General features: G+C 61.7%; 10 protein-coding genes and 1 riboswitch. Of the genes, 2 read left to right on the forward strand and 8 right to left on the reverse strand.

What is annotated here, in order from left to right; all coding sequences use genetic code 11:
• Window positions 1-15 precede the first annotated feature (15 nt).
• A riboswitch (cobalamin riboswitch) is annotated at window positions 16-234 on the reverse strand.
• Between the two features lie 66 nt (window positions 235-300).
• From dxs to WF513_RS02695, 3 genes are all read right to left on the reverse strand, one after another.
• Entirely contained in the window at window positions 301-2,199 is a 1,899-nt protein-coding gene (gene dxs, locus WF513_RS02685) for a 1-deoxy-D-xylulose-5-phosphate synthase (RefSeq protein WP_339081195.1), read from the reverse strand.
• Between the two features lie 157 nt (window positions 2,200-2,356).
• Window positions 2,357-5,635, reverse strand: coding sequence for a carboxyl transferase domain-containing protein (locus tag WF513_RS02690; RefSeq protein WP_339081197.1), 3,279 nt, complete (start codon window positions 5,633-5,635; stop codon window positions 2,357-2,359).
• Window positions 5,632-7,323: an AMP-binding protein gene (locus WF513_RS02695; RefSeq protein WP_339081199.1), complete on the reverse strand. Its 1,692-nt coding sequence runs from the start codon at window positions 7,321-7,323 to the stop codon at window positions 5,632-5,634. The genes WF513_RS02690 and WF513_RS02695 overlap by 4 nt, the downstream gene beginning before the upstream one ends.
• A 161-nt stretch (window positions 7,324-7,484) precedes the next feature.
• On the opposite strand from WF513_RS02695, the gene WF513_RS02700 reads away from it, so the two are divergent.
• A complete protein-coding gene (locus WF513_RS02700; RefSeq protein WP_339081201.1) occupies window positions 7,485-8,408 on the forward strand; it encodes a LysR family transcriptional regulator in 924 nt (307 codons plus the stop codon).
• 2 nt (window positions 8,409-8,410) lie between these two features.
• Here the strand turns inward: WF513_RS02700 and ispA are convergent, their stop codons facing one another.
• The 5 genes from ispA to WF513_RS02725 form a co-directional block, all read right to left on the reverse strand.
• On the reverse strand, window positions 8,411-9,298 hold the full coding sequence (ispA, locus tag WF513_RS02705; protein WP_339081203.1) for a (2E,6E)-farnesyl diphosphate synthase: 888 nt from the start codon (window positions 9,296-9,298) through the stop codon (window positions 8,411-8,413).
• Window positions 9,295-9,540, reverse strand: coding sequence for an exodeoxyribonuclease VII small subunit (locus WF513_RS02710; RefSeq protein WP_339081205.1), 246 nt, complete (start codon window positions 9,538-9,540; stop codon window positions 9,295-9,297). The genes ispA and WF513_RS02710 overlap by 4 nt, the downstream gene beginning before the upstream one ends.
• A gap of 139 nt (window positions 9,541-9,679) precedes the next feature.
• On the reverse strand, window positions 9,680-10,135 hold the full coding sequence (locus tag WF513_RS02715; protein ID WP_339081207.1) for a DUF2214 family protein: 456 nt from the start codon (window positions 10,133-10,135) through the stop codon (window positions 9,680-9,682).
• Window positions 10,136-10,159: 24 nt separating this feature from the next.
• A complete protein-coding gene (locus WF513_RS02720) occupies window positions 10,160-11,188 on the reverse strand; it encodes a sensor domain-containing diguanylate cyclase (RefSeq protein WP_339081209.1) in 1,029 nt (342 codons plus the stop codon).
• Window positions 11,175-12,545 carry an MATE family efflux transporter gene (locus tag WF513_RS02725; protein WP_339083377.1) on the reverse strand — a complete coding sequence of 457 codons (1,371 nt, stop codon included), beginning with the start codon at window positions 12,543-12,545 and terminating at the stop codon, window positions 11,175-11,177. The genes WF513_RS02720 and WF513_RS02725 overlap by 14 nt, the downstream gene beginning before the upstream one ends.
• A 189-nt stretch (window positions 12,546-12,734) precedes the next feature.
• On the opposite strand from WF513_RS02725, the gene WF513_RS02730 reads away from it, so the two are divergent.
• Complete coding sequence (locus tag WF513_RS02730; protein ID WP_339081211.1) at window positions 12,735-17,657, forward strand: alpha-2-macroglobulin; 4,923 nt, start codon at window positions 12,735-12,737, stop codon at window positions 17,655-17,657.
• The last annotated feature ends 22 nt before the right edge of the window (window positions 17,658-17,679 follow it).

The raw sequence follows: 17,679 nt of genomic DNA on the forward strand, positions 1-17,679 counted from the left end.
GATGCCCTCCGCAACACCAGTCACATCCAGCAAGGCCGGTCTCCGGACTCTCGACATACGTGGCCTCGTCCTTCCCAGATTTCTCCAGTGGACAGCGTGAGGCGACGCGCAGGTTAATGCTGCAGTCGATTACCGTTGCGGGGGCAGCGCCGGGGTTGCTCGTGATGAGCGCACCGGCTTCCCGTTTAACGCCGCTTTAAGAATAAAGGGCGCACCTTGGCGGAAGTAAAACGACGCGCACCTTAATGTGCGGTTGAATGAATTACAAGCAATCTAGGCTCAGGCCTGGTTGAGCATCGCTCATGCAGGTAGCGTGGCGAGGCGTGCGCGCACAGACGCTTCAATGCCGGCGGCGTCCAGTCCACATTCGGCGAGCATCTGCGCGGGCTTGGCATGCTCGACGTAGTAATCAGGCAGGCCCAAGTGCAACACCGGCTTGAGGATGCCACTGGCGGCCAGGTATTCGCTGACCGCACTGCCAGCACCGCCCATCACGCTGTTCTCCTCAAGGGTGACCAGCAGCGCATGGCTGGCGGCTAATTCGCTTACCAGCGCATCGTCCAGCGGCTTTACAAAACGCATATCGACCACGGTGGCGTCGAGTATTTCGCCTACTTTCAGTGCGGCGGCCAGCTGTACACCAAAGACCAGCAGGGCAGTTTGCTTCCCCTGACGGCGGATGATGCCTTTGCCAATGTCCAGCGGTGCAAGGCCCGGCTCAATGGCCGCGTTAGGCCCGCTGCCGCGTGGGTAGCGCACCGCCGCCGGACCATCGAACAGGTGGCCAGTGGTGAGCATACGGCGCAGTTCGTTTTCATCACTGGGCGTCATCACCAGCATGCCGGGGATGCAGCGCAGGTAGGTAATATCGAAGCTGCCGGCGTGGGTCGGACCGTCTTCACCGACCAAGCCGGCGCGGTCGATGGCAAACAGCACGTCGAGGTGCTGCACGGCCACATCGTGAATCAACTGATCGTAAGCGCGCTGTAGGAAGGTCGAATAAATCGCCACCACCGGCTTGATGCCGTCGCAGGCCATGCCTGCCGCCAGAGTGACGGCATGCTGTTCGGCGATGGCCACGTCGAAATAGCGCTCGGGGTAGCGCTCACTAAACGCCACCAAATCCGAACCTTCTTTCATCGCGGGCGTAATGCCGACTAAGCGTGGGTCTTCGGCGGCCATGTCGCACAGCCATTGGCCGAATACGCTGGAATATTTCGGCCCAGAGGCTTGCTTGGGTTGCGCTGCTGGGGCGTTGATCGGCTCCAGCTTGGTGATGGCGTGGTAACCAATGGGGTCGGCTTCAGCCGGGGCGAAACCTTTACCTTTTTTGGTGACCACGTGCAGGAACTGCGGACCTTCCAGGTCACGCATGTTGCGCAGTGTGGCAAGCAGGCTGGGCAGATCATGGCCGTCAATGGGGCCAATGTAGTTCCAGCCCAGTTCTTCAAAGAGGGTGCCGGAGACCAGCATGCCCTTGGCGTGTTCTTCAGTCTTGCGGGCAATCTCCCAGGCGCCGGGCAGTTTGGACAGGACCTTTTTGCTGCCTTCGCGCATGTTGGCGTAGGTGCGACTGGAAAGAATTTTGGCCAGGTAGGTGGATAGGCCGCCGACATTTTTGGAGATTGACATGTCGTTGTCGTTGAGGATCACCAGCATGTTGGCTTTAACGTCGCTGGCGTGGTTAAGCGCCTCGAAGGCCATGCCAGCGGTCAGCGCGCCATCGCCGATCACCGCCACCGATTTGCGCGAGCTGCCTTGCAGGCGCGCGGCGATGGCCATACCCAGCGCCGCGCTGATGCTGGTGCTGGAGTGGCCGACGCCGAAGGTGTCGTATTCGCTCTCGCTGCGCCGTGGGAAGGCAGCAATGCCATCTTTCTGCCGCAGGCTGCCCATTTGCTCGCGACGCCCGGTAAGGATTTTATGCGGGTAGGCCTGATGGCCAACGTCCCATACCAGCCGGTCGTCCGGGGTGTCGAAGACGTAATGCAGGGCTACGGTCAGCTCGATTACGCCAAGGCCGGCGCCGAAATGCCCGCCGGTCTGCCCGACCGTGTACAGCAGGTACTGGCGCAATTCGTCGGCCAAGGTTTCCAGCTCAGCTTCGCCTAGGCGACGCAACTCATCCGGCGTATTAGCGCGGTCTAGAAGGGGCGTCAGCGGGCGCTCACGGGGGATCTCGTGGAAAGTCGTCGGCATCAGGCAGATCATTATCGGGGTGAAAGAGGCGCAGTTTACCCGAAGCGCCGGAAACTGCCCAAACATGCTTGGGCTTTGCCGCGCGGCAAACTGCCTCGATGGACGATTGCTCAATGCAATTCTTAGCCCGGCTCATGTCCGGGCTACGTTGAGCCGCTTACCAGGTGTCGACTGCACGTTTTTTGCCTTCGCGCGCGGCCGGCCGTGGTGCGGCATTCAGCCCGCGCAGCAGCCAGGCGCGGGTTTCTACTGGGTCGATCACAGCATCGATTTCTAGAAAGCTGGCCATGTTGATGCCTTTGCCGTTTTCGTAGGCCTTGGCCACCAGCTTGTCGAACAGTTGTTGGCGCTCGTTAGGCTTTTCTAATGCGGCCAGTTCCTTGGCAAAGCCCAAGCGCACCGCGCCTTCCAGGCCCATGGCGCCAAACTCGGCGCTGGGCCAGGCGATGGTAAACAGCGGTGAATGAAAGCTACCGGCTGCCATGGCCTGCGCGCCAAGGCCGTAGCCTTTGCGCAGTACCACGGTGAAAAACGGCACCGTCAGGCTGGCGGCGGCAACGAACATGCGCGACACATGGCGCACGGTGGCCTGTTTTTCGGCGTCTGGGCCGACCATAAAGCCCGGGGTGTCGCACAGCGACAGCAGCGGTATATCGAAGGCATCGCACAGCTGCATAAAGCGCGCGGCTTTGTCGCCGGCCACCGCATCAATCGCGCCGCCCAGATGCGCGGGGTTATTGGCCAGCAGGCCGAATGGTTTGCCCTCGATGCGGATAAATGCGGTGATCAAACCCGGGGCGAACTGACGGCGTAACTCCAGCACGGAGTCGCAGTCAGCCAGGGTGGCGATGACGTGGCGGATGTCATACACCCGCAGACGGTTCTCCGGGATGACATGCCGCAGCGCGCGTTGGTCGGTGCATTGCCAATCACTGAGACTGCCTTGGAAGTAGCTCAGGTATTGCTTGGCTACTCGCACAGCCTCGGCCTCATCAGCCACTACGACATCGATAACCCCGTTCGGCCCTTGCACGCTGACAGGGCCGACGTGCTCCGGTTTGAAGCTGCCCAGCCCGCCGCCTTCGATCATCGCCGGGCCAGCCATGCCGATAGTGGCGTTTTCGGTGGCGATAATGACATCGCAGCAGCCGAGCAGTGCGGCGTTACCGGCAAAGCAGCGCCCGGACACCACGCCGACCAGCGGCACCAAGCCGGAGAGTTTGGCCATGCCGACAAAGGTGTGGCAATCGAGCCCCGCCACGCCAACGAAATCGGTGTCGCCGGGGCGGCCGCCGCCGCCTTCGGCGAACAACACCAACGGCAAGCGCCACTGCGCCGCGAGGCCGAGCATGCGGTCAGTCTTCTTGTGGTTCATTACGCCTTGGGTGCCGGCGAATACGGTGTAGTCATAAGCGATGGTCATGCAGCGCGCAGCGTGATCACCGAAGCGTTCGGCATTGACGGTGCCGGTGCCGGCTACTAGGCCATCGGCCGGGCTTTGTTCGATTAACTCGTCCAGCGAGCGGCGCCGGCGTTGCGCGGCCAGGGCGAGCGCGCCGTATTCATTGAAGCTGCCTTCATCGAGTAAGTCAGCGAGGTTCTCGCGCACCGTGCGCTGGACGGTTTTACGGCGCTTGGCCACCGCGAGCGGGCGGCGCTCGTCGCGGGTGATGGCGTGGCGTTCGAGTACTTCGGCCAGATCGGCACGAATATGTGCCAAGTCCTGGCTCTGTTCGTTTTGGCTGAGGTCCGCGGCGACGTCGCCAGGTTCAATAAATAGCAGCGGCTGGCCTTCACTCAGGGCGCTGCCAACCTGCACGGCCAAGTGGCGGACGATGCCGCTGTGGCGGGCTTTAACCACGAACTCCATTTTCATGGCTTCCATCACCGCAATGCCCTGACCTATGGCAACGGCATCGCCTGCGGCCACCTCCAGGCTGACCACCACGCCGGTGCTGGTGGTGACCAATGGCAGGCAGCCGGCGGGCGCGTCCTGCATCTGTTGAGCAGTTTGGCGTTCTACTTGTGCGCCAGCAAAAAAGTGGTGTGGGTGAGCCTGCGGTTGTGCGGCCAGCAGCTCGCTCAAATGGCTTTCAACAAAGCGCGTGGTCAGTTGGTAGCTCGCCACCTGCGGCAGGCGCAGGAGGTTTTGCAGCAGGTGCAGGTTATTGGCGACGCCCTCCAAGCGAAACTCGCAGAGGGCGCGGTAGGCGCGGCGCAGTGCGCTGGGGTAGTCCGGCGCATGGGCGATCAGCTTGGCCAGTAGCGAGTCGTAGCTAGGGCTGACTGGGTAGCCGGCGTAGCCATAACCATCCACGCGCAGACCTGGACCACTGGGCGGCTGGTAGGCGCTAAGCGTGCCGGCGGCCGGCCGGGTGCTGCCATCGGCGTTCATGCTTTCCAGGTTGATTCGCAGTTGCACGGCGCAGCCGTTCAGCGCGGGCGGTTGCAACAGGCCGAGGTCGGCCAAGGTTTGCCCGGCGGCGAGCTTGAGCTGGGTGTGCAGCAGGTCAACGCCCGTCACCTGTTCGGTGACGGTGTGTTCGACCTGAATGCGCGGGTTGGCCTCCATAAAATAGAAGCGCTCGGGCTGCTCGGCGTCCAGCAGAAATTCGAAGGTGCCTAGGCCTTGGTAGCGCGCGGCACTGGCCAGCGTTAAGGCGGCGGCGATCATGCGCTCGCGGGTGGCGGCAGGCAGATCCGGGCTGGGGGCGATTTCCACCAGTTTTTGCTGGCGGCGCTGCAGGCTGCAGTCGCGTTCCCACAGGTGGCTGACCGCGCCTGTGGCATCGCCGAGCACCTGAATTTCGATATGGCGGGCGTGGCTGACCAGTTGTTCGATATACAGCGCGTCATTACCGAAGGCCGCGCGGGCTTCTGACTGGCAGCGGGCGAAGGCTTCATCCAGTTCGCTGACGGCGAATACCGGGCGCATGCCACGGCCACCGCCGCCGGCCAAGGCCTTGAGCATGACGGCGCCATGCTCGCAAAGAAAGACGCGGGCTTGATCCAGGTTGATCGCTTGATTGATGCCCGCCACCAGCGGCACCTCGCAGCGTTCGGCCAGATCACGGGCGGCGGCTTTGTCGCCAAACAGCTGCAGCACCTCAGCGCTGGGGCCTACAAAACACAAGCCGGCGGCCTGGCAGCGGCGGGCGAATTCGGCATTTTCCGCAAGAAAGCCATAGCCGGGGTGTACGGCGTCGCAGCCCTTGGCTTGGGCGATGGCGATCAACTGGTCCATATCCAGATAGGCCGCAACCCCGCGACCCTTGAGCGCGATGGCACGATCGGCCTGGCGTACATGCAAGGAGGCGGCGTCGTCTTCGGCATACACGGCCACCGAGCTAATACCCAACTCACTGGCGGCGCGGGCGATGCGGATGGCGATTTCGCCACGGTTAGCGATTAGCAGGGCACTGAAGGATGCGCTCACAGTAAGGCCTCCAGCTCGTTTTTCTTCACCTTACCGGTGGCCGTCATTGGCAGCGTTTCGACCACGCGGATTTCTGGCACCTTGTAGCTGGCCATGGCTTCTTTGCACCACGCTTGCAGGCTGTAGGCATTCTCGCGGCTGTCGGCCTTAAGCACGACAAAGGCTACGGGGCGCTGACCGCTGCTGACATCCGTGCGGCCAATCACCGCGCTGGCCAGCAGCGCCGGGTGCTGGCCGAGCATGGCTTCTAGCTCGCTGGGGAACACGCTCATGCCGTTGACCTTAAGCATTTCCTTACGGCGGCCGAGGTAGCGGATAAAGCCTTGCTCGGTGATTTGGCCGAGGTCGCCGGTGTGCAGCCAGCCGTCCTTGAGGGCCGCAGCGGATTCTGCCGGGCGTTGCCAGTAGCCGTGCAGCAGGGAGGGGCTGCGCACGCAGAGCTCGCCTTTACTGCCCAGCGGCAGTAAGTCACCGCTGTTGAAATCGCAGACTTTGAACTCCGTGCCGGGCACCGGCAGGCCAACAAAAGTCGGTGCGCTGGTCAGGTCAAAATCGTCATCTTGCAGGCCGTAGGTGAAGGTGTCGCAGGTGTGGGTTTCGGTCATGCCAAAACTGAATTCAAACAGCGTGCAGCCGGTCAGGGCGCGCCAGCGCTCGCGGTAGTCGCGGGTGAGTTTTTTGATAAACGAAATGCTACCGGTGCGTTGCAGCGAGTCCAGCCGGTATCTGCCGGCAGCGGGGTGTTCGAGCACCTCGGCGGCACTGTCGACCAGTAAACCGCAATGGCTGACCCGGTAATGCTCAACGGCCGCCATAAACGCCACAGCATCCCAGCGCGCCAGCAGCACTAAGCGACAACCGCTGAACACCGGGAACAGCAGCCCCGCGTTTTCTCCGGCAATCCAGAACTCCGGTAAAAAGTTCAGCATCACGCTGTCAGTGTGTAACCCCAGCGCCACGGGGACGAAGCTGGCGCAGGTGTAGAGCATGTCACCGTGGGTGTGCACGCAGCCTTTGGGCAGGCCGGTGGTGCCGCCGGTGTAATTGAGCGCGGCGATGTCATCTAGTTGGGGGCGATGGCTGGGCGTGGCGCGCTGGCAGTGTTGCAGCGCCGGGAGAAAGTCCAGTGCATCTTCAGCCTGAACCTTGGGCGCGATTAGCAGGTCGGCCACCGGAATGCTCGGCACGCTGGGGTGTAGCTCTGACAGGCTGGTGGCGAGTACATGGTTGAGTGCGCAGTCCTCGCGCACAGCGCGGACCACTGGCAGTAGCTGGTCAAAACAGAGGATGACTTGGGCGCCGCTGTCGTTGAGCTGATAGGCCAGCTCCATCGGCTTGCTCAGCGGGCTGACCGGGGCGTACACGGCGCCGCATTTGAGAATGCCGTAAAAAGCGATGTGCAATTGCGGGCAGTTGGGCATAAACACCGCGACCCGATCACCCGCCTTGACGCCCAGCTCGTCGAGCAGCGCGGCGCAGCGATCGGACAGACGATCCAGCTCGGCCCACGTGATGCAGTGGCCGTAAAAATCCAGCGCCGGCCGGTCTGGCTGTCCAATGGCCCAGGCGCGCAGGTATTCACTGAGCGGTTGCTGGCCGTGCGGGTATTGCGGCGCACGCGGGGCATTAGCCGGCCAGGCGGCGGCGTGCAGGGTAGCGAGCTGGTTGAGGTAAGCGATTTCGGGCATGGCGGAGGAGGCCTTTGTTGTTCTTGTCTGCCGGCATCTTAGGCAGCCTTACACGGACGGCAGAACTGATGCTTATGCATCGTTATCCATGAGCTGCATTCATGGTTAGTTCGATGTGCATGCCTGTTAGGCTGCGGCTATCTGTTATTGCGGGGGTAACCATGAATCAGCAGCATGACGGCTCGAGGCTGGAGCGCATCGACCTGAACCTGTTTCGGGTGTTTGAGGTGATTTACCGCGAGCGCAACCTGACCCGCGCGGCGGTCTTGCTGCACCTCAGCCAGTCGGCTGTCAGCCATGCGCTGAATCGTCTGCGCGAGCAGTTAGGTGATCCCCTGTTTGTCCGTGAGGGTCGTGGCGTTGCGCCGACGCTATTGGCCACGCAACTTGCGCCCGGCATCCAAGAGGCTCTGGCGGGCTTGCTGCGCAGTGTGTCGCGCGGGCAAGCCTTCGACCCGCTGCGTGATCGGCGCACCTTTACCCTGAACATGCCCGAGCAGATGGAGCCAGTGGTGTTACCCAGCATCGTCGCCCATCTGCGGGAAGTAGCGCCGCAACTGGAGGTGCGTTGCAGCAGCGTGCACTGGGCCGAGTTGCAGCGCGAGCTCATGGCGGGGCGAATTGATTTGGCCATTGAAATCGCCCGGCCAACGGACCATGAACTGCGCCATCAGTTGCTCTTGAGTGATCCGCTGTGCGTGGTGGCAGGGCCGGGGTTTAGCGGCGAATTAACCGCGGCGCGTTACTTGGCGGCTGAGCACATTGCCGTGACTTCACGGCGGCGCGGCATCTGCGTGGAGGACTTGGCCTTGGCGCGGCAAGGCTTGGCGCGCCAGGTGCGGCAACGTTGCCAGCATTACCTGTCGGCGGCTTTACTGGTGGCGCAGAGCCAATGGTTGCTGACTATGCCCAGGCGTTATGCGGAGCTGATCACTGCTGGCTTACCGACCAGGTTGCTGGATTTACCGGTGGCATTGGCGCCGGTGAACCTCAATCTTTATTGGTCGATGCAGGTGGAAGATCAGACCGGGCATGCCTGGTTGCGTGAGCAAATGCGCGCCTTAGCCGGCGGGCATAGGGCATAGGCTCAACTGCGCCGTTCGACGATGTAACACGCCAGCTCGCGCAGCGGTTCGGCAGCCTGGTCGAATGGGCGCAAGGCGAGTAGGGCTTGATCGCGCAAGTGCAGGGCATAGGCCTTGGCCGCGTCGAGGCCGAGCAGGGCTGGGTAGGTGGGCTTGTGGTGGGCCTGATCTTTGCCTTGGGTCTTGCCCAACGTAGCGGTGTCGCTTTCCACATCAAGAATGTCGTCTTGTACTTGAAAGGCCAGGCCGATGGCGCGGGCATAGGTATGCAGGGCGTGTAAGGCCGGCTCGTCGGCCCGCTCGCTGGCCAACGCGCCGAGTCGCACGCTGGCCTCGATCAACGCCCCGGTTTTATGCCGGTGCATGGTTTCTAGCGCGCGTTGATCAAGCCTGCGCCCGACCGAACCGAGATCGATGGCTTGGCCACCCACCATTCCAGCTGGGCCGGCAGCGCGCGCCAGCGCTGTGAGCATGGCTAAACGCACGTCAGGGTTGTGTGGGTTGTGCGTGGAGTCGGCGAGCACTTCGAAGGCCAAACTCTGCAGGCCGTCGCCGGCGAGAATGGCGCAGGCTTCATCAAAGGCAATATGGGTGGTCGGTTGGCCGCGACGCAGGTCGTCATCATCCATCGCCGGCAAGTCGTCATGCACCAGCGAATAGGCGTGAATTAATTCCACTGCGCAGGCTGCTGCATTGGCGCGCGGCGCCTCACCGCCGAGTGCTTCGCAGGCGGCATAAGCAAGCAGCGGGCGAATACGCTTGCCACCATTGAACACGCTATAGCGCATGGCCGCATACAAGCGCTCTAATTCTGGGCGCGGGCTACTTAAGAGGCTTTCCAGAGCAGCATCGACGCGGTTCTGGCAGCTGCTCTGGTAGGCCGTAATCATGCTGGTTGGTCCGCGTCGAAGGGGGCTTCCTCCAGCTCGCCGTCACGTTCCATCAAAATCTGCACTTTCTGTTCGGCCTGGGCCAAGGCGGTTTGGCAGTCGCGGGTCAGGCGCACGCCTTGTTCGAAGGCGGTCAGCGAATCTTCCAGCGACAGCTCGCCGTTTTCCAGGCGCTCGACCAAGTTCTGCAGATCAGTCAGGGATTGCTCGAAGTCGAGCGCAGCTTTTTTGCGGGCGGCCATGGCGAAGTTCTCGGGGCGAATCGGGGAGGTGTAACCGGCGCGACACTAGCAGAGCCGGGCCGAGCGGGCAAATGAGCGGGGTGTTTGGCAGGCGCCAGCCATGGCTAAAAACCTGCTAGAGCGACCTTCGCGGCGACGATCAGTCGTTTACGCCATAACCGCGCGCCATCAACACCGCCAGTAATGGGATGACCAGCAGCAGTAACAATTCCAAGCGAATCACCCTAATCACCCAGCGTGCCTGAGTTGGGCTGACCTGCGGTATTTCGCCGGCCTTAAGGGTGTTGCGCCAGTTGAGGAAGACGAAGGTCGGCACCACGGAAATCAACCCGACCCCGATAAACAGGCCAACCTTGACCTGAAACAGGCTGTTGTTCAGGTAATAGTGCAGGCCTTTGCCGTACCACAGCACACGCGCTAAGCCGCTAAACAGCACCACGCCTGCGCAAACGCCATAGGCAATGTCGGTGATGATTAAGTTTCGCGCGTGGCGCAGGTCCAGCGGCAGTTTGAATTGCACATGCTCGATGCTGAGCAGGGCGAACAGCAGGAAAATCGACAGGTAATGCAGGTAGGCAGCGAGCGCTTGGCCCATTTTTACATCCTTTAATAGGCGCGGTCAGTCGCTGAACTCGACCCGGTTACGGCCGCCAGCTTTGGCGTGGTAAAGCGCTTGGTCCGCACGCTTGAGGGTTTCCGTCGGTTGCTCTTGAGACCTGCGTAACGCCGCACCGATGCTGATGGTTAAGTCGAGTGGCTGACTGTCAATCTCCAGTGGCTGTTGCCGTATCGCGTGACTGACGCGCTCGGCAATTTGCAGCAACTCATGCTGGTCATGCACCTGCAGCAGCACCACAAACTCTTCGCCGCCGCTGCGGGTGACGATGTCTTGCGGACGCACGGCAGCGCTGATGCGCCGCGCCGCTTGCCACAGCGCTTGGTCGCCAGCCGCATGGCCGTAGCTGTCGTTGATTTTTTTGAAGTAATCCAAATCACAGAACAGCACGCCCAGTTGAAGGCCTAAATCATCAGCCTGCTGTTCTTGCAGGGGCAAAAAATGGTCAAGGCCAGCGCGGTTCCACAGTTGGGTCAGGGGGTCGAGCAGCACCTTGCGTTGTTCGCGGCTTAACGCTGCACGCAGCTGTGCGGTTTGCTGGCTGACGTTGCGCAGCTTGAGGTAGCCCTCCACCAACACGGCCATGTCAGCAAACAGGCGCTGTTGCTTGTCAGTCAACGTTTGCGGGGCAGGATCGATGAGGCACAGGGTGCCCAGCGCTTGGCCTTCTTCAGAAAACAGCGGCTGCCCGGCATAAAAGCGCACATGCGGGTTGTTAGTCACCAATGGATTGTCGTGAAAGCGCAGGTCGTTATGCGCGTCTTCCACAATAAATGCCTGCTTACCCAATATCGCGTGAGCGCAAAAGGACACCGTGCGCGGCGTTTCATTGGCATCCAGACCAATGCGCGCTTTAAACCACTGGCGATCATGGTCGACCAAGCTGATCAGCACTGTTTTTACTGAGAATATTTCGCGCACCACCCTTACCAGTGTGTCCAGGTACGGGTCTGCCGGGGTGTCGAGCAACTCGTGGTTATCGAGTGTTTGTTGGCGCAACACTTCATCGTCTGGCGTTTCAGGGCTGAGCATGCGTGGCTCCTGATGAGCGGAGGGCGAACCATTGATCGCCTCGGGTCAGGCGGTAAGCATAGCCTCCTAGGCATAGGCTGCGCAGCCCCATAAAGCTGAGAAAGGCCAGCCAAAGGCCCTGATTACCAAACGGTTGCAAAGCCCACGCCAGCGGTAGGCTGAGCAGCAAGGCCAAGAGCATGGCATCGCGCATTTCTCGGGCGCGAGTGGCGCCGATAAATAGGCCGTCGAGCAGGTAGCTCCAGACCGCAATCAGCGGCAATAAAGCCAGGTAGGGCAGGTTGGTGAATGCCGCCTCGCGCACCCCTTCGATGTTGGTCTGTAAGCGGATAAACCAGTGGCCGCCGAGCAGGAAGAACAAGGCAAACGCAACGCTGGCAAGCAGTGACCAAATACCCGCGACGATCAGCGTGCGCCGCAGCGCAGTGCGATCACGAGCGCCCAACGCATGCCCGCACAGGGCTTCCAATGCATGAGCCAGGCCATCAAGCGCATGCGCGGTGAGCAGCAGGCCGTTAAGCAGCAAGGCGTTTGCCGCCACGGTGGCATCACCCAAACGCGCGCCTTGCACGGTGATAAGGAAGAACACGGCTTGCAGCGCCAGGGTGCGGATAAAAATGTCGCGGTTAACCGCCAGCAAAGGTCGCCAGTTTATCCAGCGGCGCAGCGCCGCCCAGTCCAGGCTACCGGCATAGGCGCGCAGGGCGCGGCGGGCCAGGTATAAGCCGAGCAGTGCGCCGCTCCATTCAGCAATCACCGAGGCCCATGCGGCGCCTGCTACGCCCCACTGCAGGCCGAGGACAAACAGCAAATCAAGGGCAACGTTTATTAGGCTGATGGTGAGCAAAATAGCCAGCGGACCGCGGGCGTTCTGCGTGCCCAGTAACCAGCCGACCAAGGCGTATGTGGTCAGCGCTGCCGGCAGGCCGAACAAGCGGATGTGCAGATAGCTGCGCGCCAGCTCATCGAGTTGCACCGACGGGTTCATCAGCTTCAATGCCGCGTCACTCAGTGGCAGCGCCAGGCCGATCAACAGTGCGGCCAATAGCCCGCCAAGCAGCAAACCTTGCAGCAGAATTTGCCGCAGCGCGCCGCCATCATTTCGCCCGGCGGCCTGTGCGCTAAAGCCGGTGGTGCCCATGCGCAAAAAGCCCACCGTCCAAACCAGCAAGGTGTACAAGCTGCCGCCCACGGCCACCGCAGCCAGTTGGTGCGCGTGTGGCAGATGGCCGATCACGGCGCTGTCGACCAGCGCCACTAAAGGCACCGAGAGGTTGCTCAAAATCATCGGCGCCGCCAGCGCCCACACGCGTTTGTGCGTGGGTGCGTGCTGCCAGGCATCGCGTACAGCGCTTATCACATGCACTCTCTATTTGAAGTGGAACAGGCTGCAACGAGACGCGCAGGCCCGCATAGCAGGCGCTATTAAACACTGATCAACGGATGCGCGCTGCTCAGCAGTTTTGCGGATGCCCGCTTAGTCGTTAGCAAGCGGCTCGACTATAGTGTTACCCCTCTGCACCTATCCCCCCTGTTGGAGCCCGAAATGCCGAAGAATGGACTGCTTCTGGCGCTGGTCCTGAGCCTACTCAGTGCCTGTGACTCATCCACCCCTGGCCCGGCTGAGGTGACGGCGACCCAAGCCAGCCCCGCCATTAGCGAGGCGGCTAAGCCTGCCGTAGACCGTGAGGCGCTGGCCGAGCGTTATGCGGGTCGCGAGCTGACGGTGGTGGATGTCTCGGAGATTCAGCTAGAGGGCGCCAGCACTTTATCGATCAGTTTCTCGGTGCCGCTTGATCCCGAGCAAAAGCTCGCCGAGCGCCTGCACCTGGTCGACAGCAAAGAGGGCAAGGTGGACGGTGCGTGGGAACTCGCGGATAACTTGATGGAAGTGCGCCTGCGCCCTCTGGAGCCGCAGCGCAAACTGGTGCTGACGGTGGACGCCGGGTTGCGGGCGCTGAATGACCAACGTCTGGCCGCTGAGCACGTCACCCGCTTGGAAACCCGTGACCTGCAAGCCAGTGTCGGTTTCGCCAGTCGTGGCTCGGTGCTGCCCACGCGTTTGGCTGAAGGCCTGCCGGTGATTGCCCTGAACGTCGATAAAGTGAATGTTGAATTCTTCCGCATCAAGGCTGAGTCGCTGCCGGCCTTCCTCAATCGCTGGGGGCGTTCGAGTAACCTGGATACTTGGGAGTCGCGCAGCTTGCTGCCGATGGCTGAGCTGGTGTACGGCGGCCGCTTTGACCTGAACCCGGCGCGCAACACCCGCGAAACCCTGCTGCTGCCGATTGCCGGCTTGGCGCCTTTTAAGCAGCCCGGTGTGTACCTGGCCGTGATGCGTGAAGCCGGCAGCTACAACTATTCGCAGCCCGCCACGCTGTTCACCTTAAGTGATATCGGCCTGTCGGCACGGCGCTACCAGAACCGCATGGATGTGTTTACCCAAGCCCTGGCAGGTGGCGATGCGTTGGCCGACGTGCGCCTAGAAATTCTCGATGGCGAAGGCCAGGTGTTGGCTGAGGGCGAAACCGACAGCGCTGGCCACTCAGAACTGCCGCTGCCGGACAAAGCCGAGGTGCTGTTGGCCCATCAGGGCGAGCAAACCAGCTTACTGCGTCTTAACAGCTCGGCGCTGGACCTGGCTGAGTTTGATATCGCCGGGCCGGTGGCCCATCCGTTGCAGTTCTTTGTGTTTGGTCCGCGTGATTTGTATCGCCCCGGCGAAATCGTGTTGCTCAATGGCCTGCTGCGAGATGCCGATGGCCGCGCGCTAAAAGCCCAGCCGGTGAATGTGCAAGTGCGCCGCCCGGATGAACAGATCAGCCGCAAATTCGTTTGGCAGGCCGATGACGCTGGCCTTTATCAGTACTCACTGCAACTGGCTGACGAAGCGCCGACTGGGCGCTGGCAGTTGCTGTTCGATCTAGGCGATGGCCGCCAGCAGCTGTATGAGTTTTCCGTCGAAGATTTCCTGCCAGAACGTATGGCGCTGGAGCTTAAAGGCCGTGATACGCCGTATAGCCCCGCTGAAAACGCTCAATTTGATGTCACGGGACGCTATTTGTATGGCGCGCCAGCGGCAGGTAATCGTCTCAGCGGGCAACTCTATGTGCGCCCGCTGCGCGAGGCCGTGGCCAGCCTGCCGGGTTACCAGTTTGGTTCAGTCACCGAAGAAGAACTGAGCGAGGACATCGAGCTGGATGAAACCAGCCTGGACGAGCAGGGCAAGGCCATCGTGGATATCGAAAGCCGCTGGGCCGATGCCAAATCGCCACTGCGCCTGATTCTGCAGGCCAGCCTGCAGGAGTCCGGTGGCCGGGCGATTACCCGGCGCGTGATTCAGCCGGTATGGCCAGCCGAGCGCCTGCCCGGTGTGCGCGGGCTGTTCGACGGTGAGGAAGTGGATGCCGACAGCCTCGCCGAGTTTGAAGTGCTGGTGGCGGATGCCGCGGGCAACAAGCTGGCCGCCGATCAACTCAGCGTGCGTCTGATCCGCGAGCGCCGTGACTACTTCTGGAACTTCTCCGAGAGCGATGGCTGGAGCCATAACTACAACGAGAAATTCCTCACCCTCAACGAAGAAACGCTGCAAGTCGCAGCCGGTGGCACCGCTAAAATCAGCTTCCCGGTGGAGTGGGGCCCGTATCGCGTCGAAGTTATCGATGGGCAAACGGGCATGCTCAGCAGCCTGCGTTTTTGGGCCGGCTACCGCTGGCAGGACAATGCTGACGGCGGCGCGGTGCGACCGGACCAAGTCAAGTTGGCGCTGGATAAACCCGCTTACGCTGATGGCGAAACAGCCCAAGTCACCGTGACCCCGCCTGCCGCAGGCAAGGGTTACCTGATGGTCGAGTCCAGCGAAGGACCATTGTGGTGGCAAGAGGTCGAGGTGCCTGCCGAAGGTAAAACCTTCGACATCCCGATTGCCAAGGATTGGGCGCGGCACGACCTGTATGTCAGCGCCTTGGTCATTCGCCCCGGCGAGCGCCAGAGCAATGCCACGCCTAAACGTGCGGTCGGCCTGCTGCATCTGCCATTGCAGCGTGCGCCGCGCAAACTGGCGCTGACACTGACCGCGGCGGAGAAAATTCGGCCCAACCAACCGCTCACGGTCAAGGTGCAGGCGCGTAATGCGGATGGCAGCATCCCGAAACAGGCGTACGTGCTGGTTGCGGCGGTGGATGTCGGCATTCTCAATATCACTGAGTACGCCACGCCCGATCCCTTCGCTAACTTCTTTGGCCGCAAGGCCTATGGCGCGGATCATCTGGATATTTACGGCCAGTTGATCGAAGCCGGCCAAGGTCGGGTGGCTAAGCTGGCCTTCGGTGGCGATGCCGCGCTGGCCGCGGGCGGCAAGCGTCCGGACACCAGCGTGCTGATCGTCGCGCTGCAAAGCCAACCGCTGGCGTTGAACGATCAGGGTGAAGGTGAAGTCAGCCTGGCTATTCCCGACTTCAACGGCGAGCTGCGGCTGATGGCGCAAGCCTGGACCGACGAGCATTACGGCATGGGCGAAGGTAAAACGCTGGTCGCCGCGCCGCTGATTGCCGAGCTGTCGGCGCCGCGCTTCCTTGCCGGCGGCGATGAAACCACCCTGGCGCTTGACCTCAGTAACCTGTCCGGGCGTGAGCAGAAACTGGATGTGCAACTGCGCGCTGAAGGGCAGCTGCGCCTGACGCAAAACTCAGACGCGGCGGTGGCACCGATTACTCTGGCGGATGGTCAGCGCACTATTGTGCGTATCCCGGTGACCGCGCTGGGCGGTTATGGTCAGGGCCGTTTCAAGGTCAGCGTCAAGGGTTTGGTATTGCCGGGTGAGGATCTGCCGCCGTTTAGCCGTGAGTGGCAAATTGGCATCCGCCCAGCCTATCCGGCGCAATTGCAGCACTTTCGTGCGGTACTCAAGGACGAGGCGTGGCTGCTGCCGGCCGATGCCTTGAGCGCTTTTGAGCCGGCAGGTCTGGAAGCGCGTTTGGCGATTTCCAGCCGGCCGCCGCTGAATCTAGGCGAACAGATTCGCGCCCTCAAGGCGTACCCCTATGGCTGTCTGGAGCAGACCACCAGTGGCCTCTACCCGTCGCTGTACGCCGATGCCGCCACGTTGCAGCGCTTGGGCGTGGAAGCTGAGCCGGATGAGCAGCGCAAACGCGCCATCGAGTTGGGTATCGAGCGGTTGCTGAGCATGCAGCGCTACAACGGTAGCTTCGGCCTATGGGGTGCCGACGGCGATGAGGAGTATTGGCTGACCGCCTATGTCAGTGACTTTCTGTTGCGCGCCCGTGAGCAAGGTTTCGGTGTGCCAGAAGACGCACTAAAAAAGGCTAACGAACGCCTGCTGCGCTACCTGCAGGAGCGTCAGTTGATCGAGGTTAACTACAGCGACAACGCCAACCACAGCCGCTTTGCCGTGCAAGCGTATGCCGCCTATGTGTTGGCGCGCAGCCAACAGGCGCCGCTGGGCGCACTGCGTAGCCTGTATGAGCGGCGCAGCGATGCGTTGTCCGGTTTGCCGTTGGTGCATCTGGCCGTGGCCTTGCAGAAAATGGGCGACCAACCGCGCGCGGATGACCTGCTAAGCGCTGGCCTAAACCGTGGCCGTGAAAGCGACACCTGGCTGGCGGATTACGGCAGCCCGCTGCGCGATCAGGCGCTGATTCTGGCGCTGCTGGAAGAGCACGACTTGGCGCCTGATCGCCGTGAAGAACGCCTGTTCAACTTGGCCGATGAAGTGGCCGGGCAGCAGTGGCTGTCAACCCAGGAGCGCAATTCGCTGTACCTGGCCGGGCGCAATCTGCTGAGCAAACCGGAACCGAGCTGGAGCGCGACACTGCAGAGCGCCAGCTTGGCGTTTGAGTTGAGCAATGCACAGTCCGGACTCAAGCTTGAGGGTGCCGATTTGGCGTCGCCGTTGCGTATCAGCAATGCCAGCAACAAGCCGAGCGATACACCGCTGTATCAGCAGTTGACCCTCTCCGGCTACCCAAGTCAGCCCCCGGCAGCCGGCGGCGAAAACCTCAGCATCTACCGTGAATATTTAGGCATGGACGGTGAGGCGCTAGACCTGAGCAACCTGCGCAGCGGCGAGCTGGTGCTGGTGCATGTGGCGGTTTCCGCTAAGCAGCGGGTGCCAGATGCCTTGGTGGTCGACCTTTTGCCGGCAGGCCTGGAGTTGGAAAATCAGAACCTGGCGCAAAGCTCGGCCAGCCTGGATGACGCCAGCAGCGCGGTGAAGGAGTGGCGTGAGTCGATGCAGAACGCGGCGATCAAGCACCAAGAGTTCCGTGGTGATCGCTACGTCGCGGCGCTGGATGTAAGCAGCTATGACACCACCCACTTGCTCTACTTGGCCCGTGCCGTCACCCCCGGCAGCTACCGTGTACCGCCGCCGCAGGTGGAGTCGATGTATCGACCAAACTGGCAGGCACTGGGTGAAAGCCCTGGGCGTTTGGTGGTTAAGGAGCGTTAAGCCTGAACCAGTAGCCCGGATT

The organism is Pseudomonas sp. TMP9, assembly GCF_037943105.1.
GTDB lineage: Bacteria > Pseudomonadota > Gammaproteobacteria > Pseudomonadales > Pseudomonadaceae > Aquipseudomonas.